Here is a 21183-nt window from a genome sequence, read left to right as displayed (position 1 = left end):
GTGCCGAGTGGGGGCGCGCACCGAACCCGGTCGGGGACGCCGTCGGCCTCACCCTCGACGGATCGACCATGGCATCACGAGCGACTGGCCTTCGGCACGGGCACGAACTCCGCGCTGCTCCTCGTCTCCCGGTACCGGGAGGAGCTGCGCCGTACACCCGACCACCGCCTCGCGCTGCGTCGCGCCCTGCGGCACGCGGGCCCGGCGGTGCCCGCCTCGAACGTCACCGTGGTCCCCGCCCTGCCCACGCTCCCCGTCGCGTCGATCCCGAGCACGCGCATCCTCGGCGTCGCCGCCGCGACCGACCCGGTCTGCGCGCTCCTCTTCGCGCTGCTCGTCCTGCCCGCCGCGCTCGCCGCGTGCGGTCGCGGCCTGTTCTGGCCGTTCGTGCCCCACGTCGGCGACGTCGACCGGGCGGGCATCGGCGGCTGGCACCGCCTCGCCCGTGGTGTCGCCCGTGGGCCGTGCTCGCGGTGACGATCCCCCTCCTCCCCGCGTGCGCGTCCGGCCTCTCCGGCCTGCGCATCGACCTCCCACAGACGGAGCAGTTCCGCGTCGAGGCGCAGTCAGTCGACGGGTTCGAGACGCTCCGCGACCACTACCCGGAGGGCCAGGCCGACCCGGCCACCGTCGTCGCCCGCACCGACGGCGTCATCACGAGCGCCGGCGTCGTCCTCGACGCCGTGTTCGTCGTCTCGGCGTTCTGCCTCTCATCACGCTCACGCAGATCGGCGTCACCGTCGGCATCGGCATCCTGCTCGACACGTTCGTCGTGCGAACCATCGTCATCCCGGCGCTCTTCACCGTCGTCGGCCCGAAGGTGTGGCGGCCGGGACTCCCGGCGGGAGACGCACCCTCAGAGGTGTGACAGAGGCGTGACCCCTCACCCGGCGGCGGCCGACATCACTGCGTCCGCGCCGCCGGGGCCGGGGACGCATCGACGACGCAGAAACGCCGACGGGGCGTGGGAGACGTTCTCTCCCACGCCCCGTCGGCGTTTCTGGTGTGGCCGCGTCAGCGGCCCACCCGGTGAATCAGCGGATCCACTCCTCGACCAGGCGGCGGTGACGCTCGTCGGCCTCCTGGATCGCGGCGGCGATCGCCGCACGGTCGGCCGCCTCGTCGCGGGGCTCGGCCGTGACGAACCGGTTGTCGACGAACTCGATGTGCTCGGGAAGGGCGTCCGCGACCTCGTCGGAGTAGCGGCGGACGACGTCGTAGATGCCCACGCGCTCGCAGTGCGGGCGCAGCGTCGTCTCGATGAAGTCGAAGGGATTGGTGTCCCGACGGCCCTCGGTCGCGTCCTTCCAGGTCGCCACCGTGACGGGTCGGGTCTGCATCGTGTCGGTCATGGGGTTTCTCCTCGCGCAACGTGAGGTGAGTGACGACCCCGTTGGCGCACTCGGTGCTCTGTCGTCGGCGGCGGTGATCCGACGCCGTCTCCAGTGTCTCCGAAGAAGGAGGACGAGTCACCCACCTGGCATGCGTGTCCGCTCGTGTCCGCCCAGGGACGGAGGTCCCGGATCTGTCCTTCTCGCACCCCGCCCGACGCCCCACGCATCTGAGCTGCAGTGATGCACGGCCCCCACCACCGCCGCGGCCGGGGACTCAACGGCATCCCCCCTGTCTCGATCCACCCGGCACTCGCCGAAGTGACCATCATGTGAGACCGCCATCTGCGCGCCGCTTCCTCGGCACGCCTCCGCACACGCCGGTGCGCCGGAGACGACATCCCCCGGCGCATCGACGAGACGGCGCGCTCAGGCCTTCGGCAGGCCGTACTCCCGCGCGAGGGAGAGGGCTCGACCCGAGAGCATGTGGACCATCTCCTCGGTGGGCACCCCACCGAGGGAGGCGTTGTCGGGAAGGTCGAGGACGCGACGACGCACACCCTCGATGATCGCGACGATCTTCCACACCCCGAGGACGTGCCAGAACCCCGCGTCGCTCACGTCGCGACCGCTCGCCTCGGCGTAGGCCTCGACGATCTGCGCGCGCGTCGCGAACCCGGGTAGCGACGAGGCACCGAAGACGCCCCACGGCCGGAGTCCGTCGTCGGACTCGGGCCAGTACGCGAGGAGCGTGCCGAGGTCGGCGAGCGGGTCGCCGAGGGTCGACAACTCCCAGTCGAGCGCGCCGACGACCTCGCCCGTGCCGGGGTCGCAGATCGCGTTGGCGAGGTGGAGGTCGCCGTGGACGAGGGTGAGGTCGCTCTGCGCAGGCAGCGACGCCGCGAGGATCTCGGTGACGCGGTCGAGATCGGCGCTCTCCGTCGTGCGGCTGGCGGCAAGCTGCTTCGCCCACCGCGCGAGCTGGCGTTCGGCGTAAGGCTTGTGACTCGCGAGGGCGACGAGGCCGGACTCCTCGAGGTCGACCGCGTGGATGCGCGCGAGGGTGCGGGCGATCGACGGACCGATCGCCCCCCGCAGCTCGGGCGGGGCGGCCTCACCCTTCTCGACGCTGTCGACGACATACCCGTCGAGGAACCCCATGATCATGTGCGCGACCCCCTCGGGCTCCCACAGCCCGAGTACCCGCGGCACGGGGACGCCCGTGCCCTGCAGTGCACTCATGATGCGGAACTCCCGCGCGACGTCGTGCGCCGACTGGAGCAGGTGCCCGAGCGGCGGCCGACGCAGCACCCATCGGCGCCCCTCGACGTCGGTGAGGAGGTACGTGAGGTTGGACTGGCCGTTGCCGATGCGCTGGGCCGCGAGCGGTGCGGCGACGTCGTCGCCCGCCTCGCGGATCCATCCGGCGACGGCCTCGAGGCCGACCTCGAGACCCTTCGGCGTGCGGGGTTGGGCGCCGGTCATCGGCGGGTCACCTCCCCCGCCGCACGCTCCTTCTCGCGGCGCTTGAGCTCACCGCGGGCGATCGTGCGCTTGTGCACCTCGTCGGGGCCGTCGGCGATGCGCAGCGTGCGCATGTGCGCGTAGAACTCGGCGAGGAGGACGTCGTTGCTCACCCCGGCGCCACCGAACACCTGGATGGCGCGGTCGATGACCTTGAGCGCGACCTGCGGCGCGGCGACCTTGATCGCGGCGATCTCGGTGCGGGCGGCCTTGTTGCCGACGGTGTCCATGAGGTGGGCGGCCTTGAGCGTGAGCAGGCGCGTCATCTCGATCTCGACGCGGGACTCGGCGATCCAGTCCTGGATGTTGGCGTGCGCGGCGATCGGCTTGCCGAACGCCACGCGCGTGGCGGCGCGGTCGATCATGAGGTCGAGGGCACGCTCGGCCATGCCGATGGCGCGCATGCAGTGGTGGATGCGTCCGGGCCCGAGGCGCGACTGGGCGATCATGAACCCGTCGCCCTCCCCCGCGAGGAGCGCCGTCTTCGGCACCCGCACGTCCTCGAACGTGATCTCGGCGTGGCCCTCGCGGTCGACGTACCCGAACACGGGCAGGTTACGCACGACGGTGACGCCGGGAGTGTCCATCGGCACGACGAGCATCGACTGCTGCCGGTGGGTCTCGGCGTCCGGGTCGGTCTTACCCATGACGATGAGGACCTCGCAGTCGGGGCGCATCGCGTTGCTCGCCCACCACTTGCGGCCGTTGATGACGTAGTCGTCGCCGTCGGCGACCATGCGGGTCTCGATGTTCGTCGCGTCCGAGCTCGCGACGTCGGGCTCCGTCATCGCGAACGCCGACGCGATCTCACCGGCGAGGAGGGGCTCCAGCCACCGCCCCTTGTGCTCGTCGGTGCCGAACAGCGTGAGGATCTCCATGTTGCCGGTGTCGGGCGCGTTGCAGTTGATCGCCTCGGGCGCGAGGTAGGGGCTGCGGCCGGTGATCTCGGCGAGCGGGGCGTACTCCGCGTTGGTGAGCCCGGGCCCCCACTCGGGGTGGGGGTGGAAGAGGTTCCACAGGCCCTGGCTCTTGGCCTCGGCCTTGAGGTCGGTCATGATCTGCGGCTGCGCGTGCGGGGCGCTCTGCTGCGCCATCTGCTCCGCGTAGACGGACTCGGCCGGGTAGACGAACTCGTCCATGAAGGCGAGCAACCGTGTCCGGTAGTCCTCGCCGCGCGTCGTGTTCTCGAACATGGGCTCGCTCCTTTGCGATTCTTCGGTTCCCCGACCATAGTCGAATCCGGATTCAGGTTTGCGTGAGTCCGCTCACACCCCGCCGTCACCGACGCGACCGGCGGCCCTCGATCGCCCGCCGAGCCGAGGCCGTCGGCGAAGGTCGGGGTGCCGACGGTGGTGTTGCCGCCGTCGACGGGGGCGTCACCTCCGGGGGATGAGGTCGGCGGCACGGGGTGGCCTTACACGCACGGGGGCGCGGAACTCCGGACTACCGCGGCGGGGCCGGCGGGGCCGGCGGGGCCGAGGACACCCCGGCGCCGAGGCCGGGCGCCGTGAGCCCGAGCGCATTGGTCCACAGTCGGGTCGCGACCTCGACGACCTCGTCGACGGGGGCGTCGAGACCGTGGACGTAGATCGACTGGGCGAGGCGGCTCACCATGCCGGAGAGGGCGAGCGACGCGATCTGCGCGTCGACGCCGCGGTCGGCGAGGCCACGCTCCTGCAGGTCGTGGATCGCGCGGGCGTTGCGGGTGACGAACGCGTCGGCGCGGGCCATCCGCATCCTGTGGAACCGGTCGTCGACGACGGCGACCTGGTCGAGGAGGCGGTTGAGGGCGGCGTTGCGGGCGTAGGCCTCGAAGTAGGCCCGATTGGCGGCCCGGACGATCGCGACGGGGTCGTCGGAGGAGGCGAACCGGGTCGTGCCGGGGTGGAGCATCTCGTGCTGGGCCTCGAGGAGCACGGCGGCGAGGACCTCGTCCTTGCCCTCGAACCACGTGTAGAGAGTGCCGACGGAGCAGGAGGCCTCGGAAGCGATGTCGACGAGGCGGGAGTCGAGGTAGCCGTCGCGTTCGAAGACGCGGCGGGCGGCGGCGATGATCGCGGCGCGGGTGCGGCGCCCCCTGTCGGTCTGCGGGACCGTACCGGCCATCGCGGGATCGACGAGATCGGGCGCAGGGACGTCGGACACCTCGGACGCGACGGCGGGCGCGCCCGCGGAGATGGCAGCGGGCGCCACCCCGGACGCAGCGGCAGGCGCGGGTGCCCGTCCGCCGCCCTCCGGCGCCTGCGGGCGCGTCACGGTCTCGTCCATCCTCCGAGGCTACCCGCGTCGACGCTGACGACGACCGGCCGCCGCAGCCGTGCGCACCAGGCCGGGGCCTGGTTCACCACCGGCCGGTTCGGCCGACCGCCGACGCGGCGGGCGACCCGGGCGACGAAACTCCACCGAGCGCGAACGGTCGGTGCGAGGGGCCGGCCTGTCAGTGGGACTCGGCGGCCGCCTCGGTCTCGCCACCGGGGCCGGTGTGGGCGCGGTCGCCGAGTTCGGGTCCGCCGAGCGGGTGTTCGAGCCAGGACTCGAGGTGCCAGTCGCCGGGGCGGCCCGTGACGGTGAGCATCGCCGTGTTGGGCACCCAGTGGGTCGCGGCGTAGGGCAGGTCGATCTCGTGGGTGCGGAGCCCGGCCCACACGCGGATGATCGCGCCGTGCGAGACGAGAACGGCCGTGCCTTCGTCGCCGACGTGGGCGGCCACCTCGTCGACGACCGCGTCGAACCGTGCGGCGACCTCACGGCCGGTCTCTCCGCCGGCGAGGCGCATGTCGAGGTCCTCCGCCCACCCGAAGACGCCCTCGACGTAGGCCTCGACGGCCTCGTCGTCGTTGCGCATCTCGTAGACGCCCGCGGAGATCTCGCGGATGCCGGGGCGGATCCACGGCGTCGTCCCGAGTGCCTCGACGAGGGGCACGGCGGTCTGCTGGGTGCGGACGAGGTCGGAGACGACGACGAGGCCGACCGATTCACCGGCGAGGGCCGCCGGGATCGCCGCGGCCTGACGGCGACCGAGGTCGGTGAGGTCGGCTCCGGGCACCGCGGTGTCGAGGTGGTGGCCGACGTTGGAGGTCGTCTGGCCGTGGCGCACGAGAAGCAGTCGCATGCCGCCATCATCCCGCACTCCGGCCCCCCTCCCGCCCACCCTGCGGATCGACGGCGGGCGTGGCCGCACGGCGCGCCCGCGGGACTCCGGGGCAGGGTCGACGAGCGCCGCGACGCCGCCCTCGTGCACCGCTCGAGCGGGCCCCGCCCCCGGACGTGACGGTGCGTCGACACCGTGCCACCGGTGCCGCTCAGTCCTCGTGCGGGAGGGAACTGAACTTCTCGAGGGCGCGGACGGAGCCGGAGATGAGGATCTCGTCACCCTGGCGGGGCACGGTCTGGCTGTCGGCGTAGGAGAACCCCGAGCCGGGCTTCTTGATGCCGACGACCGTGATGCGGTGCCGCGAACGCAGATCGGACTTGCCGAGCGGGATGCCCCACGTGACGGCGGGGGCGAGGATGCGGGCGAGCCCGTACCCACCCTCGAGCTCCATGAAGTCCTCCATGGTGCCGACGATCTGGTGCGCGACGCGCAGACCCATCGCCCGCTCGGGATAGACGACGTGATGGGCGCCGACGCGTTCGAGGATCTTGCCGTGCTTGCCGGTGATGGCCTTGGCCCAGATCTCCTCGACGCCCGCCTCGGAGAGTGCGAGGACGGTGAGGACGCTCGCCTCGATGTCGCTGCCGATGGCGACGACGGCCCGGTCGAAGGAGGCGACGCCGAGCTGGCGGAGCGCCTCCTCGTCGGTGGTGTCGGCCTGGACGACGTGGGTGAGGTCGTTCGCCCACCGCTGCACGAGGACGGGGTCGGTGTCGATGGCGAGGACCTCCTTGTCCATCTGGACCAGGGACATCGCCACCGACGAACCGAACCTGCCGAGGCCCACGACGAGGACGGACTCGGCGACTCCGCGGTTTCGCTTCCTATCCAACAATGGTGTGCTCCTCGGGCAGGTGGTAGTGGAACGTGCGGGCGCGGCTGAGAGCGAGGGCGGAGGCGACGGTGACGGTGCCGACGCGGCCGCAGAACATGACCCCCATGATGACGAGCTGCGCCGAGGGCGGCAGCTGCGGCGTGAGGTTCATCGAGAGTCCGACGGTGCCGAACGCGGACACGACCTCGAAGACGACCCTGTCGAGGGGATGGTCGGTGAGGACGACGAGTGCGATGACGGCGGAGGTGACGAGGCCGACGCCGAGGAGGGCGACGGTGAGGGCCTGCCGTTGGGTGGCGCCGGAGATGCGCCGATGGCCGAGGCGGACCTCCGACCAGCCGCGCGTCTCGGACCAGATGACGTAGCCGAGGAGGAAGAACGTCGTCACCTTGATGCCTCCAGCGGTGCCGGCGCTGCCGCCGCCGATGAACATGAGGACGAGGTTGACGACGAGGGTCTCGGGCCGGATGTCGCCGTAGTCGATGGCGTTGAACCCGGCGGTGCGGGGGAAGACGGCGCCCGCGATGCCGCCCCAGATCTTCCCCTGCATGTCGAGGGGTCCGAGGGTGCCGGGGTTGTCCCATTCCGAGAGGAGGAAGACGACGAGCCCGACGACGAACAGTGCCGTGTAGCCGACGACGGTGAGGCGGAGGTAGATCGACCATCGCGACACCTGGCGGCCGTGCCGGGCGAGTTCGAAGAAGGCGGGGTAGCCGAAGCCGCCGGCGATGATCGACAGGCAGATCGGCGCGATGATCCAACCGTCGGAGACGAACCCGACGAGGTTGTCGGAGTAGAGGGCGAAACCGGCGTTGTTGAACGCGGAGACGGCATGGAAGACGCCGTGCCAGAGGGCGGTCGGCAGGTCGTCGTCGTAGGTGGTGCGGAACCGGATCGTGAGCCAGAGGGCGACGGACGATTCCGCGACGAGGGTGGCGCGGACGATGCGGACGAGGACGCGGCGGACGTCGCCGAGCGCCATCGTCTTGGTCTCGGACTGAGCGCGGAGGGAGGCGACGAGGGTGATGCGTCCACGGATGAGGAGGACGAGGAGGGTCGCGAGCGTCATCGTGCCGAGACCGCCGACCTGGATGAGCAGGAGGATGATCGCCTGCCCGAACGGGGTCCAGTAGGTGGCGGTGTCGACGGTGACGAGCCCGGTGACGCAGACGGCGGAGACGGCGGTGAAGGCCGCGGCGAGATGGTTCGTCCGCCCGGAGGCGTGGGCGATCGGCAGCGAGAGCAGCAGGGTGCCGACGACGATGACGGCGAGGAACGACGACGGCACGATCCGTGCAGGGTTGGGCGCCCGACGACGCGTCCGAGTGATCACGGTGACCCCATCTCACCCGACGATCGGGCGTTCCTCGGGGAGATGGTAGTGGCGTGCGGAGGTGCGCAGCGCCAACGCGGACGCGGCCGTGAACGTGCCGACCCGGCCGAGGAACATGAGCGTCATCAGGGTGAACTGCCCGCCGGCGGGGAGTTCGGGGGTGATGCCCATCGAGAGGCCCACGGTGCCGAACGCCGACGTGACGTCGAAGAGGACGTGCGGGAGGGGCAGGTCGGTGAGGAGCGCGAGGACCATCGTGCCGCCGACGAGGCACGCGACGGCGATGAGGGCGATGGTGACGGCCTGACGAATGGTCTCGTCGCCGATGCGGCGGTGGGCGACGGTGACGTCGCTCTCGCCACGCACGGCCGCGAGGATGAGGAAGAAGAGGAGGAAGAACGTCGACACCTTGATGCCGCCGGAGGTGCCGGCGCTGCCACCGCCGATGAACATCATGACGATCGTCGTGATCGTCGTCTCGTCCTTGATGTGGGCGTAGTCGACGATGTTGAACCCGCACGAGCGGGGCATCACGCCACCGGCGAGCGCGGCCGTGAGCTTCTCCCGCACGGACATCGGCCCGAGGGTGCCGGGATTGTCCCACTCGAAGACGAGGAACGCGACGAAGGCGACGACGAACAGGGCCATGAACCCGTAGAACGTGAGCCGGGTGTGCACCGTCCATTGCCGCGGGCGGCGCCACTTCTTGAGCAGTTCCCAGAACACGGGGTAGCCCAGGCTGCCCGACCACACCGTGAGTGTCATGAGGACGACGACGACGGGGTCGACGACGAACGACATGATGCTGTCGCCGTGGAGGGCGAACCCGGCGTTCGTGAACGACATGCACGCGTACCAGATGCCGTGCCAGAGGGCCTGGTGCCAGGGGAGGTCGTACCCCCAGTGGAACCGGGGGACGAGAGCGAGCGCGGAGATCGCCTCGGCGGTGAGCATGCTCACGGCGATGCGGACGACGATGCGGCGCGCCTGGCCGAGGTCCTGCGCCTGTGTCTCGGTCTGGACGACGAGCGTGCCCGAGAGCTCGATGTACCCCTTGACGAGGATCGCGAGGAGCGTCGCGATCGACATGATGCCGAACCCACCCATCTGCGTGAGCAGGAGGATGACGGCCTGACCGAGGGGCGTCCAGTAGGTCGAGGTGTCGACGACGGTGAGCCCGGTGATGCACGTCGCGGACACGGCGGTGAACGCCGCGACGAGGGGCCTCACCTGGCCGTCGTGGTGCATGGCGGGCAGGCAGAGGAGGGCCGTGCCGACGAGGATGACGGTGAGGAAGGCGAGGGGCACGAGACGTACGGGGCGCCTCAGCACCTGCCTCACGACGGCGTTCGCCATCGTTGCCCTCCTCCTGCTCGGGTGTGCGTGGTGCCGGCCCTCAGCACTCGATGACGTTGACGGCGAGGCCCCCGCGGGAGGTCTCCTTGTACTTGTCCTTCATGTCGCGGCCCGTATCGCGCATCGTCTTGACGACCGTGTCGAGGGAGACGAGGTGGTGGCCGTCGCCGCGGAGGGCGGTGCGGGCCGCGGTGACGGCCTTGACGGCGGCGATCGCATTGCGCTCGATGCACGGGATCTGGACGAGACCGCCGACGGGGTCGCACGTGAGGCCGAGGTTGTGCTCCATGCCGATCTCGGCGGCGTTCTCGCATTGGAGCGGGGTGCCTCCCCGCACGGCGGCGATGGCCCCGGCGGCCATGGAGCACGCGGAGCCGACCTCGCCCTGGCAGCCGACCTCGGCGCCGCTGATCGAGGCGTTCTCCTTGTAGATGACGCCGATGGCGCCGGCGGTGAGGAGGAACGTGACGACGTCGTCGTCGTCGGCGCCCGGCACGAAGTCGACGTGGTAGCGGAGTACGGCCGGGATGATGCCGGCGGCACCGTTGGTGGGGGCGGTGACGATGCGGCCGCCGGAGGCGTTCTCCTCGTTGACGGCGAGCGCGTAGAGGGTGAGCCAGTCCATGCCGCGGAGCGGGTCGTCGGCCTGGGCGGCGGCGTCGGCGTCGAGCTTGCGCCGCAACGCGGCGGCACGGCGCGGCACGCGCAGCCCGCCGGGGAGGGTTCCCTCGCTGCTCATCCCGGCGTCGATGCACTCGCTCATCACGGCCCAGATGTCGAGGAGACCGCGCCGCACCTCCTCCTCGGAGCGCCACGAGAGCTCGTTCGCCATCATCACCTCGGCGATGGACAGCCCGGTGCGGGCGCACACGGCGAGGAGCTCGTCACCGGTGCGGAAGGGGTAGCGGACCGGGGTGTCGTCGGAGACGACACCGCTCTCGTCGTCGGCGTCCTCACCGACGACGAAACCGCCGCCGATGGAGTAGTACGACCGCTCGAGGATCGGGGTGCCGTCCGCCCCGTAGGCGGTGAACGTCATGCCGTTGGGGTGCAGCGGCAGGCTCTTCGTCCGATGCAGGACGAGGTCGTGCTCTTCGACGAACCGGATCTCGTGCTCGCCACGGAGGGTGAGCAGCTCGGTCTCGCGGACGGTGGCGACGTCGTCGGCGACGGCACGCGGGTCGACGAGTTCGGGCCGTTCGCCGGCGAGACCGAGGACGACCGCCGTCGTGCTGCCGTGGCCGTGGCCGGTGGCGCCAAGGGACCCGAAGAGTTCGGCCCGGACCCGTTCGGTGCGGGTGAGGAGGTCGGCGTCATGGAGGGCGTCGACGAACATGACCGCCGCACGCATCGGGCCGACCGTATGGGAGCTGGAGGGGCCGATCCCGACCGTGAAGAGGTCGAAAACGCTGAGGGCCATGTCTCCTCCGTAGGGCACGGGATCGGTCGCGGACGCGAGCGCTTCAGGGTACCCGCCGGGCGGGTCCGTCCACGACGGCTCACTCGGTGGGGGTGTTCTCGACGCGCGTCGCCCCGCCCCTCCCGGTGACGGGTGGGGCGGGGCGAGGTGTGGCGCGCGGACGGCTCAGGCGAGAGCCGGGTACAGCGGGAACTTCTCGGTGAGGGCCTTGACCCGGGCCGAGAGCCGTTCGATGCCCGCCTCGTCCAGGGCGGGGTCGAGGGCTTCGCCGATGATGTCGGCGACCTCGGTGAACTCCTCCGCGCCGAAGCCGCGGGTCGCGAGCGCCGGGGTGCCGATGCGCAGACCGGAGGTCACCATCGGGGGACGCGGGTCGTTGGGGACGGCATTGCGGTTGACGGTGATGCCGATGCGGTGGAGGAGGTCCTCCGCCTGGCGTCCGTCGAGCGCGGAGTCGCGCAGGTCGACGAGGACGAGGTGGACGTCCGTGCCGCCGGAGAGGACATGGACGCCGAGCTCGGCCATGCCGGGACGGGTGAGCCGCTCGGCGAGGATGTGGGCGCCCTCGAGGGTGCGCTTCTGCTGCTCGGCGAACTCGGGCTCACCGGCGAGCTTGAACGCGACGGCCTTCGCGGCGATGACGTGCTCGAGCGGCCCGCCCTGCATGCCGGGGAACACGGCCGAGTTGACCTTCTTCGACAGCTCGGGGTCGTTCGTGAGGATGACACCGCCGCGGGGGCCGCGGAGGGTCTTGTGCGTCGTCGACGTCGTCACATGGGCGTGCGGCACCGGGTTGGGGTGCAGCCCGGCGGCGACGAGACCGGCGAAGTGCGCCATGTCGACCATGAGGTAGGCGCCGACCTCGTCGGCGATCTCGCGGAACCGCGCGAAGTCGAGGTGACGTGGGTAGGCCGACCATCCGGCGATGATCATCTTGGGCTTGTGCTCGCGGGCGAGGCGGGCGACCTCGTCCATGTCGACGAGACCCTCGTCGTTCACGTGGTAGGGCACGACCTGGAACATCTTGCCGCTGTAGTTGATGCGCATGCCGTGCGTGAGGTGGCCGCCGTGGGCCAGGTCGAGGCCGAGGATCGTGTCGCCCGGCTGAAGCAGTGCGAAGAACACCGCCGTGTTGGCCTGCGCACCCGAGTGGGGCTGGACGTTGACGTACCTGGCGCCGTAGAGGGCCTTGAGACGCTCACGGGCGAGGTCCTCGACGACGTCGACGTGCTCGCACCCGCCGTAGTAGCGACGGCCGGGGTAGCCCTCGGCATACTTGTTCGTCGCCACCGAGCCCTGCGCCTCCATGACGGCGACCGGCGCGAAGTTCTCCGAGGCGATCATCTCGAGCGTGTGCTCCTGACGCAGGCGCTCGTCGTCGAGGGCCTTGGCGACGTCCGGGTCGACATCCTTCAGCGGCTGGTTCAGCAGGTTCATGCGCGCAGTCTCGCAGAGAAGGAGCCGATTCGAGGTCGCTCGTCGAGAATCACCCCATGGCCTTCGACGACACCCCCACCCTCGAGCCCATCGACGCCCTCCGCCGCATCGCGTTCCTCCTCGAACGCAGCCGTGGGGAGACCCGCAAGGTCGAGGCGTTCCGCAAGGCCGCGGGCGTCGTCCTCACGACGGGCGAGGACGAGATCCGTGCCCGCGCGGAGGCCGGCACGCTCACGGAGCTGCCCGGGATCGGGGCGAGCACCGCCAAGGTCGTCACGCAGACGCTCGCCGGGCAGGTGCCCGACTACCTCGCCAAGCTGGACGACGGCCCGCTCGTGCCGCAGACGCCGGAGACGGTCGCGATGCGCGAGGCGCTCCGCGGCGACCTCCACTCGCACTCGGACTGGTCGGACGGCGGTTCGCCCATCGAGGAGATGGTCGCCACGTGTCTCGAACTCGGACGCGAGTACCAGGCGCTCACCGACCACTCCCCCCGCCTCACCGTCGCGAACGGCCTCACCGCCGAGCGCCTCGCCACCCAGCTCACGATCGTCGAGGGGATCAACGCCCACCTCGGCGGCGAATTCACGCTCCTCTCGGGCATCGAGGTCGACATCCTCGACGACGGATCGCTCGACCAGACCGACGAAATGCTCGACCGGCTCGACGTCGTCGTCGCCTCCGTCCACTCCAAGCTGCGGATGGCGAAGGGCCCGATGACCCGCCGGATGCTCGGCGCCGTGGAGAACCCCCACACCGACGTCCTCGGTCACTGCACCGGCCGCCTCGTCACGGGCGGGCGCGGTACCCGCCCCCAGAGCGAGTTCGACGCCGAGGCCGTCTTCGAGGCGTGCGCGAAGCACCAGGTCGCCGTCGAGATCAATTCCCGCCCCGAGCGGCAGGACCCGCCGGACGACCTCGTCCGGCTCGCGCTCGACGCGGGCTGCCTCTTCGCCATCGACACCGACGCCCACGCCCCCGGCCAGCTCGACTTCCTCGCCTACGGTGCCGCCCGCGCCGCCGAACTCGGTGTCCCCGCCGAGAGGATCGTCACGACCTGGCCTCTCGACGAGCTCCGCGCCTGGACCTTACGCCGCCGCTGAATCCTCGGCAGGACGGCGAGGACCCCTCGCGCGCCCCTCCTCACCCGGGTAGGGGCCGCCCGGCGGAGGGCGGGGGTGTCGAGCGGGCCCGGCCTTGCGCACCCCCCATACGGCCGTGACCTGCACCGATGCCCCTGTAGCCGCGGGCGGTACCCACCGGAGGGGGGCTCGTTTTGGAACTCCGGGCATTCGTCCCCTATGCTTCATCACGTCCTCGACGGACCTGAGCTGCTCGTGAGCCCTAGTCAGCGGCGGCGAGGATCTGGAGTGACAACCAGGTCCCCATCGTCTAGCGGCCTAGGACCCCGCCCTTTCACGGCGGTAGCACGGGTTCGAATCCCGTTGGGGATACGCAGTACAGGCAGTACAGTAAGACCCTCTTCACGAGGCCCCGTAGCGCAGTTGGTTAGCGCGCCGCCCTGTCACGGCGGAGGTCGCCGGTTCGAGCCCGGTCGGGGTCGCTCTTTCTCAGGGCCAGGTAGCTCAGTTGGTACGAGCGTCCGACTGAAAATCGGAAGGTCGGCGGTTCGACCCCGCCCCTGGCCACCATCGAAGCCGCAGATCAGATCCTCTGGTCTGCGGCTTCTTGCGTGTCCTGCCCGGCACCGACCGGTACGGGTATCCGGCATCCCGTTCCCGGGCCCACCCACTCGTTCGCACGCCCCGGCCGCTCCTGTCGCGACATCCCCCCGGACGGCGCGTCTCTCGGCCACCTTTCGCGAGGCACGCGACACCCCGTCCACACACCCCCCGATCCCACCTGCAGACCTCCTTCCGCCACCTTGCCGGGACTCCTCCGGATGCATGGAACGGCCGTGGGAAAGGCGTCGGAAAACGCCTCGGAAGCCCGTCCAAGTCGGACGCTCGTCCGCCCGAAACCCCTTCTCACCTGCGACGATGCAGTTGCCAGGGGGCTTTTCATGACCTACCGTCATTGATGGCGTCAGTCTCGGGGGGACCGCAGCGCACGGCTGTATCTGACGTGTGCGAGCAGTCCGGACTGACTGGGAGGGACAGAGGAATGAACAGGGCGATGTCGGCCACAGAGCGGGCCTATACCGACACGAGAGAAAAGATTCTCGACGGCCTTCATGCAGGCGGTGAGGTCATCACCGAGGGGCAGGTCTCTGCCGCTCTCGGGATCAGCCGCACCCCGGTACGCGAGGCGTTCCTGCGCCTGCAGTCCGAGGGGCTCCTCGAGCTGTACCCCAAGCGGGGCGCCGTCGTCGTGCCGCTCTCCGACGAGGAGGTCGCCTCCGTCATGGAGGCGCGGGAACTCATCGAGACGTTCGCGGCGACGAAGGTCCTGACCGAGTTCGCCGAGCCGCCGCGTGAGCTCGTCGAGCGCATGTGGGAGCTCGTCGGTGAGCAGCAGCGTCACCTCCACGCGGGCTCGATCACGGGCTTCCACGAGGCGGACACGCAGTTCCACCTCATCATGGTCGAGGCGTGCCAGAACGCGTTCCTCGCCGATCTCCTCCGCAGTCTGCGGGACCGTCAGCGGCGTCTCTCCTCCCGGGTGCCGCGGTCGGCGACGCACGAACGCATGGAGGTCGCCTATCGCGAACACGTCGCGCTCGTCGAGACGATCGCCGGGGGCGACCTCGACGATTCCCTCGCCGCGTTCCGTTCGCACCTGCGCAAGGCCCGTCAGGCCCTCCTGCAGCACTGACGCCGACGCGTCGCACACCTCCCGCAACGGCGGGCACGCCCAGGCGTGCCCGCCGCTTCTGCGTCCCCGCCCTCGTGGCCCTTCCCGTGCCCGCACCGCGCCACGACCACCTCTGACGACGACCAGAGCTCCCCCACGCCTCACGGCCAGGTCCCTCCCACCTGCGCCGTCCCGACGCGTGGAGTCGTGGTCGTCGTCCGAGACGGTGACCGGCGTCGCGCAGCGGCAGGGGGGCGGCCCACGCCCCGTCACGGAGGGCGACGAGCACCGAGCCCCGAGCGCCGGACGCCGAACGTCCGCGAGCAGACCCGTCGCACGAGGAGAGACACCGGCGAGCACGAGCGTCACCGAGGTCGGCCCCGGCGACGAGCGGGTGGGGTCAGGACGCGGCGCGGTCCTGGCCGTAAGGGTCGTGGCCGAATCCGGGTGGAGGTGCGGTGGGGTCGGCGCGGGTGTCGATGATCGTCGTCTCCTCCTCCTTGTGGCCGAACGAGGCGACGACGGAGTAGACGAGCTGGCACATGAGCCAGGAGACGAGGAGCGAGCCGAGGAGCCGTACGACGGCGGGGCGGAACTCGACGGTGCCGTCCATGAACCCGACGAGGGCGGGCAGGGAGAGGACGAGCGCGATGAGGACGACGAGGCCGAAGGGCACGCCGCTTTCCTCGACGACGACCTCCGTGTATGTGCCTTCGGTGGGGGTGCCCTTCTTCCCCTTCTTCTTGCGGCCCTGGCCGCCGGCGTCAGGCTGCCGTGACTTCCGCGACATTCACGACTCCGGAGGTGACGAGGGTGAGTTGGCCGCCGAGCTCCGAGTAGGAGAGGACGGGGGTGCGGGGTGCGGACGTCTCGAGGAGGCGGCGCACGGCGAGGCGGAGGGGCCCCGCGCAGACGAGGACGGGCGGGTCGCCTGCGGCCTCGGCAGCCTGTGCGACGCGGCCGGTCTCGATGGCGATGCGTTCGGCGAGCATGGGGTCGAGGACGAGGAACGACCCGGATTCGCCCTGGCGGAGGGTCTCGAGCATGCGCTGTTCGAGGAGGGGGTCGAAGGTCATGACGGAGAGTCGGCCGTCGACGGCGTGGCTCGCGGCGATGGCGGGGCCGAGGGCGGTGCGGGCGGCCTCGACGAGGCCTTCGGGGTCGGGGCTCACCTTGGCGCGCATCGACATGGCCTCGAAGATGCGGACGAGGTCGCGGATGCAGACGCGTTCGGCGAGGAGCGACTGGAGGGTGCGCTGCACCTCACCGAGGGAGAGGGGTTGCGGGGTGAGTTCCTCGATGACGACGGGGTTGGACTGCTTGACCATGTCCACGAGCATCTTGACGTCCTCGCGGCCGAGGAGGTCGGCGGCGTGAACGCGGACGACCTCGGCCATGTGGGTCGTGACGACGGAGGAGCGGTCGACGACGGTGGAGTTGGCGAGGGCGACGTGTTCGCGGAGTTCGGCGGGGACCCACTTGGCGTCGAGACCGAAGACGGGTTCCTGGGTGGGGGTGCCGGGGAGGGCGTCGAGGTCGTCGCCGATGGCGAGGACCATACCGGCGGGGGCCTGGCCGCGGGCGACCTCGACGCCGTGGACGCGGATGGCGTAGTGCCGGGGTGGGAGGTCGAGGTTGTCGCGGGTGCGGACGAGGGGGACGACGATGCCGATCTCCTGGGCGAGCTTGCGGCGGAGGGCGCGGACGCGGTCGAGGAGGTCGCCGCCGGAGGCCGCGTCGACGAGATCGATGAGGTCGTAGGCGAGTTCGAGCTCGAGGGGTTCGACGCGCATGTCCTGTGCGATGGCGAGGGGTGAGTCCTTCTGGGGGGTGGCGGGGAGGGCGTCGAGGTCGGGTTCGACGGGGGTCTCGACGGGGCCGCCCTCGGTCATGCGGGTGGCGACGAAGAGGGCGCCGACGCCGAGGAGGATGAAGGGCAGCTTGGGGAGGCCGGGGATGAGGCCGAGGGTGAGGATGGCGCCGCCGGCGATCTGCATGGCCTGCTTCTGCTTGCCGAACTGCGTCATCATCTCCGAGCCCATGTCCTGCTCGGTGGTGGCGCGCGTGACGACGAGGCCGGTCGCGACGGAGAGGAGCAGGGCGGCGATCTGGGAGACGAGGCCGTCACCGACGGACATCTGGCTGTACCGCTTCATGGCCTCGCCGGCGGAGAGACCCTGCTGGAGCATGCCGATGGCGAAGCCGCCGACGAGGTTGACGATGGTGATGACGACGGAGGCGATGGCGTCGCCCTTGACGAACTTTGAGGCACCGTCCATGGCGCCGTAGAAGTCGGCCTCGGAGGAGACCTCCTTGCGGCGCTGCCGAGCCTCGGCCTCGTCGATGAGCCCGGAGTTGAGGTCGGCGTCGACGGCCATCTGCTTGCCGGGGAGGGCGTCGAGGGTGAATCGGGCGGCGACCTCGGCGACGCGGCCGGCTCCGTTCGTGATGACGACGAACTGGATGACCATGAGGATGATGAAGATGACGAGGCCGACGACGAGCGAACCGCCGATGACGAAGTCGCCGAACGCCTCGATGACCTTTCCGGCGTAGCCCTGGCTGAGGACGAGACGGGTGGAGCTGATGTTGAGCGACAGCCGGAAGAGGGTGGCGATGAGGAGCAGCGCCGGGAAGATCGAGAAGTCGAGAGGCCTCGTCACGCGGAGGGCGACGAGCATGATGAGGACCGAGAGCAGCAGGTTGAACGCGAGGAGCAGGTCGAGCAGGAACGGCGGCATGGGCACGACCATCATCACGATGATGCCGATGATGGCGGCGGGGATGCCGATGAGCCCGATCTTGCTCGGTTTCACGGTCACCTCTTCGATGCTGTCGTGGGCAGGGGCGGCCGGGCGAGGCTCGTGACGCCCGCCAGCGGCGCGCATGGCGGCACCGCATCCGACTCCCTCCCATCGGCCCTGAAGGGCCCGATCTGAGCGGGCCGCAAGGGGGGTCAGCCGGTGGCGGGTGCCGGGGTGCGGATGCCGAGGGCGGCGTCGGTGAGGTCGTCGGGGAGGGTGCCGTCGAAGCCGGGGTGGTGGAGAGGGGTCTCGTGGACGCCGGCGGCGGTGCCGCGTTCGGAGAGGTGCATGACGAAGGCGAGGACCTGGGCGATGGCGTCGTAGAGCTCGAAGGGGATGTACTCGTCGACGTCGCAGAGCTTGTAGAGCATGCGGGCGACGATGACGTCCTCGACGACGGGGACGTCGCGGGCCTCGGCCTCCTGGCGGATGCGTTGGGCGAGGTGGCCGGATCCCTTGGCGACGACCTGGGGGGCGCCGGCGCCGGTCTCGTACTTGAGGGCGACGGCGACGTGGCTGGGGTTGGTCATGACGACGCTGGCCTCGCCGACGGCGGACATCATGCGGCGTTGGCCCATCTCGCGTTGGCGGGCGCGGCGTTGCCCCTTGATGTGGGGGTCACCTTCTTGCTGCTTGGACTCGCGTTTGATCTCGTCCTTGCTCATGCGGAGGGACTTCTCGACGCGGTGGCGTTCCATCGCGTAATCGGCGGCGGCGATGACGAGGCCGACGACGGCGATGGTGCGGATGACCTTCATGGCGGAGTCGAGGACGACGTCGAGGACGGCGCCGACGGACCAGGCGCCGGATCCGGCGATGGAGGTGATGGCGGCGAAGACGACGTTGTAGGCGACGAGCCCGAAGACGACGAACTTGATGAGCGTCTTGACGAGGGTCCATACGCCGTGCATGCCGAACATGTTCTTGACGCCGCCGACGGGGTTGAGCTTCTTCCATTTCGGCTTGAATCGTTTGCCGCTCGGCATGATGCCGCCCTGGACGACGTGGCCGAGGACGCCGGCGATCATGCAGGAGAGGACGAGGGGCCCGATGAGGGTGAGGACGCCGAGGAGGGAGGTCTTGAAGAGGAGGGTGGCGCGGCCGAGTTCGGGGTCGGCGACGATTCCGGCGACGCCGTGCATCATCTCGCTGAAGGAGTCGCGGGTCTTGGTGAGGGTGGAGGGTCCGAGGACGACGAACATGAGGACGGTGAGCCACATCGAGAGGTCTTGAGTCTTGGGGAGGTTTCCCTCCTGTTTGGCCTCGCGTTTCTTCTGCGGTGTCGCCTTCTCTGTCTTGTCGGACTTGTCGGCCATCGGTTCACCCCCCGATCGCTCGGGCGAGTTCGGAGAACTGGCGCACGATCGTCTCGGTGACGACCTCGAGGGAGCCGGGCATCATCGCGACGGCGAGGGCGGCGAGTGAGACGACGAGGATCGTCTTCACGGGGAAGGCGAGCTGGAAGATGTTGAGGCTGGGGACGGCGCGGCTGACGAGGCCGAGGGCGAGGTCGGTGAGGAAGAGGACGGCGAGGATGGGGCCGCCGATCTGGAGGGCCGACATGACGAGGATGTCGAGGTCGCGGCTGAGGACATTGGCGAGGGCGCCGAGGTCGTTGGGGCCGGCGGGGACGACGTCGAAGGTCTGGAGGAGTCCGCGCATGAGGAGGAGGTGACCGCCGGACGCGAACATGAGGGTCGTCGCGATGAGGGAGTAGATGCGCCCGAACACGGCGGACTGCGTGTTCGACATGGGGTCGAGCATGCTCGCCATCGCGAACATGCTGAACATGTCGACGAGGTTGCCGGCGGCCTGGACGGCGGCGAAGAGGATGTGGACGACGAAGCCGAGGGCGAGGCCGGCGAAGATCTGCCAGGTGACGGCGGAGACGAGGTCGGCGGAGTTCGCGACCTGGGCCTGGCCGATGTAGCGGGGGAAGACGGGGAGGGCGACGGCGAACGCGATCATGCTGCGGATCCGCATGGGGATCGAGGAGCTGTTGAACGGGGGCGCGACGAGGAGGAACGCGACGACGCGCAGGTGGACGAACAGCAGCGCGAGGAGGCCGTCGAGGGCGAACGACACCTCCACTTTGCTCACCTCCCGTTCTGGATCATGCGGGGGATGTCGTGGAGGAGGTTCTGGGTGAAGACGACGGTCTCGTGCATCATCCAGTTGCCCATGAAGAGGAGGATGAGGGCGACGACGAGGACCTTCGGGACGAAGGTGAGGGTCGCCTCCTGCACCTGGGTGACGGCCTGGAGCAGCGAGATGATGAAGCCGATGACGAGGGTGACGAGCAGGATGGGCCCGGCGAGTTTCGCGCCGAGCACCATGGCCTGGACGGCGAGGTGCATCACGTCGTTGTCGCTCATCGGTCGGGTCCTCCTCTCTCGCTGGTCGTGACGTCGGGGTGTGGGGTCGTCACGTCTTGAGGTATCCGGAGACGAGGGCCGTGGTGATGAGGCTCCATCCGTCGACCATGATGAAGAGCAGGATCTTGAACGGCATGGAGATCATCACGGGCGGCAGCATCATCATTCCCATCGCCATGAGGACCGACGCGACGACGAGGTCGATGACGAGGAACGGCACGAAGATGACGAAGCCGATGATGAACGCCGTCTTGAGTTCGGAGAGGACGAAGGCGGGGACGAGGGTGGTGAACTCGACGTCCTCGGGGTCGGCGGGCTGCTTCTGACCGCTGACGGAGACCATCGTCTGGAGTTCCTGTTTGCCGGTCTGCTTGAGCATGAACGTGCGCAGGGGGGCCTCGCCGCGTTCGAGCGCCTCGGGCATGTCGATCCTGCCGGCGGTGTAGGGCTTGACGGCCTGCTCGTTGACCTGGGAGACGACGGGTCCCATGACGAAGAGGCTGAGGAAGAGGGCGATGCCGGCGAGGACCTGGTTGGGCGGGATCGTCGGCGTTCCCATCGCCTGGCGGGTGAGGCCGAGCACGATGACGATCTTCGTGAACGACGTCATGAGCAGCAGCAGGGACGGCGCGATGGAGAGCACCGTCATGAGAACGATGATCTGGACGATCTGGCCGCGGCCGGCCTGACCGCCGTCGACGTTGACGGAGACGCCGCCGCGGGGCGCGCCGGGTGAGGCCGGGGGGCGGGGCGGGGTGGGGGTCGGCGCGGCGGGACGGATCGCGGGGGCAGCGCCCTGGGCTGCGGGGACGACGGGGGCGGCGGGCGCGCCTGCGGCAGGCACGACGGGGGCGGCGGGG

General features: G+C 70.2%; 20 protein-coding genes and 3 tRNA genes. 7 read left to right on the top strand and 16 right to left on the bottom strand.

The features are described 5' to 3' along the window. Complete coding sequence (locus tag MOPEL_RS18325; RefSeq protein WP_009481577.1) at positions 1 to 477, top strand: MMPL family transporter; 477 nt, start codon at positions 1 to 3, stop codon at positions 475 to 477. After that, positions 446 to 868, top strand: a complete 423-nt coding sequence (locus MOPEL_RS18320; protein WP_306305760.1) for an MMPL family transporter — start codon at positions 446 to 448, stop codon at positions 866 to 868. Before MOPEL_RS18325 ends, MOPEL_RS18320 begins: the two co-directional genes overlap by 32 nt. A gap of 166 nt (positions 869 to 1034) precedes the next feature. Here MOPEL_RS18320 and MOPEL_RS04020 read toward each other — a convergent pair whose 3' ends face one another. The 10 genes from MOPEL_RS04020 to glyA form a co-directional block, all read right to left on the bottom strand. Next, complete coding sequence (locus MOPEL_RS04020; RefSeq protein WP_009481576.1) at positions 1035 to 1352, bottom strand: hypothetical protein; 318 nt, start codon at positions 1350 to 1352, stop codon at positions 1035 to 1037. A gap of 408 nt (positions 1353 to 1760) precedes the next feature. Continuing rightward, a complete protein-coding gene (locus tag MOPEL_RS04015; protein WP_009481575.1) occupies positions 1761 to 2816 on the bottom strand; it encodes a phosphotransferase family protein in 1056 nt (351 codons plus the stop codon). Further along, positions 2813 to 4048 (bottom strand): acyl-CoA dehydrogenase family protein, encoded by a 1236-nt coding sequence (locus MOPEL_RS04010; protein ID WP_009481574.1) that lies wholly within the window; start codon positions 4046 to 4048, stop codon positions 2813 to 2815. Before MOPEL_RS04010 ends, MOPEL_RS04015 begins: the two co-directional genes overlap by 4 nt. Before the next feature lie 250 nt (positions 4049 to 4298). Beyond that, positions 4299 to 5123, bottom strand: a complete 825-nt coding sequence (locus MOPEL_RS04005) for a TetR/AcrR family transcriptional regulator (protein WP_009481573.1) — start codon at positions 5121 to 5123, stop codon at positions 4299 to 4301. 169 nt (positions 5124 to 5292) lie between these two features. Continuing rightward, positions 5293 to 5967, bottom strand: coding sequence for a histidine phosphatase family protein (locus MOPEL_RS04000; RefSeq protein WP_009481572.1), 675 nt, complete (start codon positions 5965 to 5967; stop codon positions 5293 to 5295). A 190-nt stretch (positions 5968 to 6157) separates the two neighbouring features. Then, entirely contained in the window at positions 6158 to 6841 is a 684-nt protein-coding gene (locus tag MOPEL_RS03995; RefSeq protein ID WP_245544711.1) for a potassium channel family protein, read from the bottom strand. After that, positions 6834 to 8177, bottom strand: coding sequence for a TrkH family potassium uptake protein (locus MOPEL_RS03990; RefSeq protein WP_040632831.1), 1344 nt, complete (start codon positions 8175 to 8177; stop codon positions 6834 to 6836). Before MOPEL_RS03990 ends, MOPEL_RS03995 begins: the two co-directional genes overlap by 8 nt. A gap of 12 nt (positions 8178 to 8189) precedes the next feature. Beyond that, on the bottom strand, positions 8190 to 9533 hold the full coding sequence (locus MOPEL_RS03985; protein ID WP_009481569.1) for a TrkH family potassium uptake protein: 1344 nt from the start codon (positions 9531 to 9533) through the stop codon (positions 8190 to 8192). A 40-nt stretch (positions 9534 to 9573) separates the two neighbouring features. After that, positions 9574 to 10953 carry an L-serine ammonia-lyase gene (locus MOPEL_RS03980; RefSeq protein WP_009481568.1) on the bottom strand — a complete coding sequence of 460 codons (1380 nt, stop codon included), beginning with the start codon at positions 10951 to 10953 and terminating at the stop codon, positions 9574 to 9576. A gap of 165 nt (positions 10954 to 11118) precedes the next feature. Next, positions 11119 to 12390 (bottom strand): serine hydroxymethyltransferase, encoded by a 1272-nt coding sequence (gene glyA / locus MOPEL_RS03975; protein WP_009481567.1) that lies wholly within the window; start codon positions 12388 to 12390, stop codon positions 11119 to 11121. Positions 12391 to 12446: 56 nt separating this feature from the next. Here glyA and MOPEL_RS03970 point away from each other — a divergent pair, with 56 nt between their 5' ends. The 5 genes from MOPEL_RS03970 (at position 12447) to MOPEL_RS03950 (ending at position 15165) form a co-directional block, all read left to right on the top strand. Then, positions 12447 to 13493, top strand: a complete 1047-nt coding sequence (locus MOPEL_RS03970; RefSeq protein WP_009481566.1) for a PHP domain-containing protein — start codon at positions 12447 to 12449, stop codon at positions 13491 to 13493. Positions 13494 to 13771: 278 nt separating this feature from the next. Next, positions 13772 to 13844: transfer RNA gene (locus tag MOPEL_RS03965), tRNA-Glu, on the top strand. Between the two features lie 36 nt (positions 13845 to 13880). Next, a tRNA-Asp gene (locus MOPEL_RS03960) sits at positions 13881 to 13954 on the top strand. A gap of 11 nt (positions 13955 to 13965) precedes the next feature. Beyond that, a tRNA-Phe gene (locus tag MOPEL_RS03955) sits at positions 13966 to 14042 on the top strand. 484 nt (positions 14043 to 14526) lie between these two features. After that, positions 14527 to 15165, top strand: coding sequence for a GntR family transcriptional regulator (locus MOPEL_RS03950; RefSeq protein WP_009481565.1), 639 nt, complete (start codon positions 14527 to 14529; stop codon positions 15163 to 15165). A gap of 379 nt (positions 15166 to 15544) precedes the next feature. Here the strand turns inward: MOPEL_RS03950 and MOPEL_RS03945 are convergent, their stop codons facing one another. The 6 genes from MOPEL_RS03945 to fliP all read right to left on the bottom strand — a co-directional run. Next, complete coding sequence (locus tag MOPEL_RS03945; RefSeq protein WP_009481564.1) at positions 15545 to 15934, bottom strand: hypothetical protein; 390 nt, start codon at positions 15932 to 15934, stop codon at positions 15545 to 15547. Next, positions 15909 to 17960: a flagellar biosynthesis protein FlhA gene (gene flhA, locus MOPEL_RS03940; RefSeq protein ID WP_009481563.1), complete on the bottom strand. Its 2052-nt coding sequence runs from the start codon at positions 17958 to 17960 to the stop codon at positions 15909 to 15911. Before flhA ends, MOPEL_RS03945 begins: the two co-directional genes overlap by 26 nt. Positions 17961 to 18100: 140 nt before the next feature. Further along, complete coding sequence (locus MOPEL_RS03935) at positions 18101 to 19264, bottom strand: EscU/YscU/HrcU family type III secretion system export apparatus switch protein (RefSeq protein ID WP_009481562.1); 1164 nt, start codon at positions 19262 to 19264, stop codon at positions 18101 to 18103. 4 nt (positions 19265 to 19268) lie between these two features. Beyond that, positions 19269 to 20039, bottom strand: a complete 771-nt coding sequence (locus MOPEL_RS03930; protein WP_040632827.1) for a flagellar biosynthetic protein FliR — start codon at positions 20037 to 20039, stop codon at positions 19269 to 19271. Between the two features lie 5 nt (positions 20040 to 20044). After that, positions 20045 to 20323, bottom strand: a complete 279-nt coding sequence (locus tag MOPEL_RS03925; protein ID WP_009481560.1) for a flagellar biosynthetic protein FliQ — start codon at positions 20321 to 20323, stop codon at positions 20045 to 20047. 49 nt (positions 20324 to 20372) lie between these two features. Next, positions 20373 to 21183, bottom strand: an 811-nt coding sequence (fliP, locus tag MOPEL_RS03920) for a flagellar type III secretion system pore protein FliP (RefSeq protein WP_009481559.1), incomplete at its 5' end; no start/stop codon positions are given.

Origin of the sequence: Mobilicoccus pelagius NBRC 104925, from assembly GCF_000247995.1 — a bacterium.
In the GTDB taxonomy this organism is placed as follows: Bacteria; Actinomycetota; Actinomycetes; order Actinomycetales; family Dermatophilaceae; genus Mobilicoccus; species Mobilicoccus pelagius.
Note: the sequence above shows the minus strand (reverse complement) of the source record. Positions and strands in the feature narration are given on the sequence as shown.

Bases quoted from the DNA above. Each gene is read 5' to 3' on its own strand.
- MOPEL_RS04020 (WP_009481576.1), bottom strand. From the start codon at position 1,352: ATGACCGACACGATGCAGACCCGACCCGTCACGGTGGCGACCTGGAAG.
- MOPEL_RS04015 (WP_009481575.1), bottom strand. From the start codon at position 2,816: ATGACCGGCGCCCAACCCCGCACGCCGAAGGGTCTCGAGGTCGGCCTC.
- MOPEL_RS04010 (WP_009481574.1), bottom strand. From the start codon at position 4,048: ATGTTCGAGAACACGACGCGCGGCGAGGACTACCGGACACGGTTGCTC.
- MOPEL_RS04005 (WP_009481573.1), bottom strand. From the start codon at position 5,123: ATGGACGAGACCGTGACGCGCCCGCAGGCGCCGGAGGGCGGCGGACGG.
- MOPEL_RS04000 (WP_009481572.1), bottom strand. From the start codon at position 5,967: ATGCGACTGCTTCTCGTGCGCCACGGCCAGACGACCTCCAACGTCGGC.
- MOPEL_RS03985 (WP_009481569.1), bottom strand. From the start codon at position 9,533: ATGGCGAACGCCGTCGTGAGGCAGGTGCTGAGGCGCCCCGTACGTCTC.
- MOPEL_RS03980 (WP_009481568.1), bottom strand. From the start codon at position 10,953: ATGGCCCTCAGCGTTTTCGACCTCTTCACGGTCGGGATCGGCCCCTCC.
- glyA (WP_009481567.1), bottom strand. From the start codon at position 12,390: ATGAACCTGCTGAACCAGCCGCTGAAGGATGTCGACCCGGACGTCGCC.
- MOPEL_RS03970 (WP_009481566.1), top strand. From the start codon at position 12,447: ATGGCCTTCGACGACACCCCCACCCTCGAGCCCATCGACGCCCTCCGC.
- MOPEL_RS03950 (WP_009481565.1), top strand. From the start codon at position 14,527: ATGTCGGCCACAGAGCGGGCCTATACCGACACGAGAGAAAAGATTCTC.
- MOPEL_RS03945 (WP_009481564.1), bottom strand. From the start codon at position 15,934: ATGTCGCGGAAGTCACGGCAGCCTGACGCCGGCGGCCAGGGCCGCAAG.
- MOPEL_RS03935 (WP_009481562.1), bottom strand. From the start codon at position 19,264: ATGGCCGACAAGTCCGACAAGACAGAGAAGGCGACACCGCAGAAGAAA.
- MOPEL_RS03925 (WP_009481560.1), bottom strand. From the start codon at position 20,323: ATGAGCGACAACGACGTGATGCACCTCGCCGTCCAGGCCATGGTGCTC.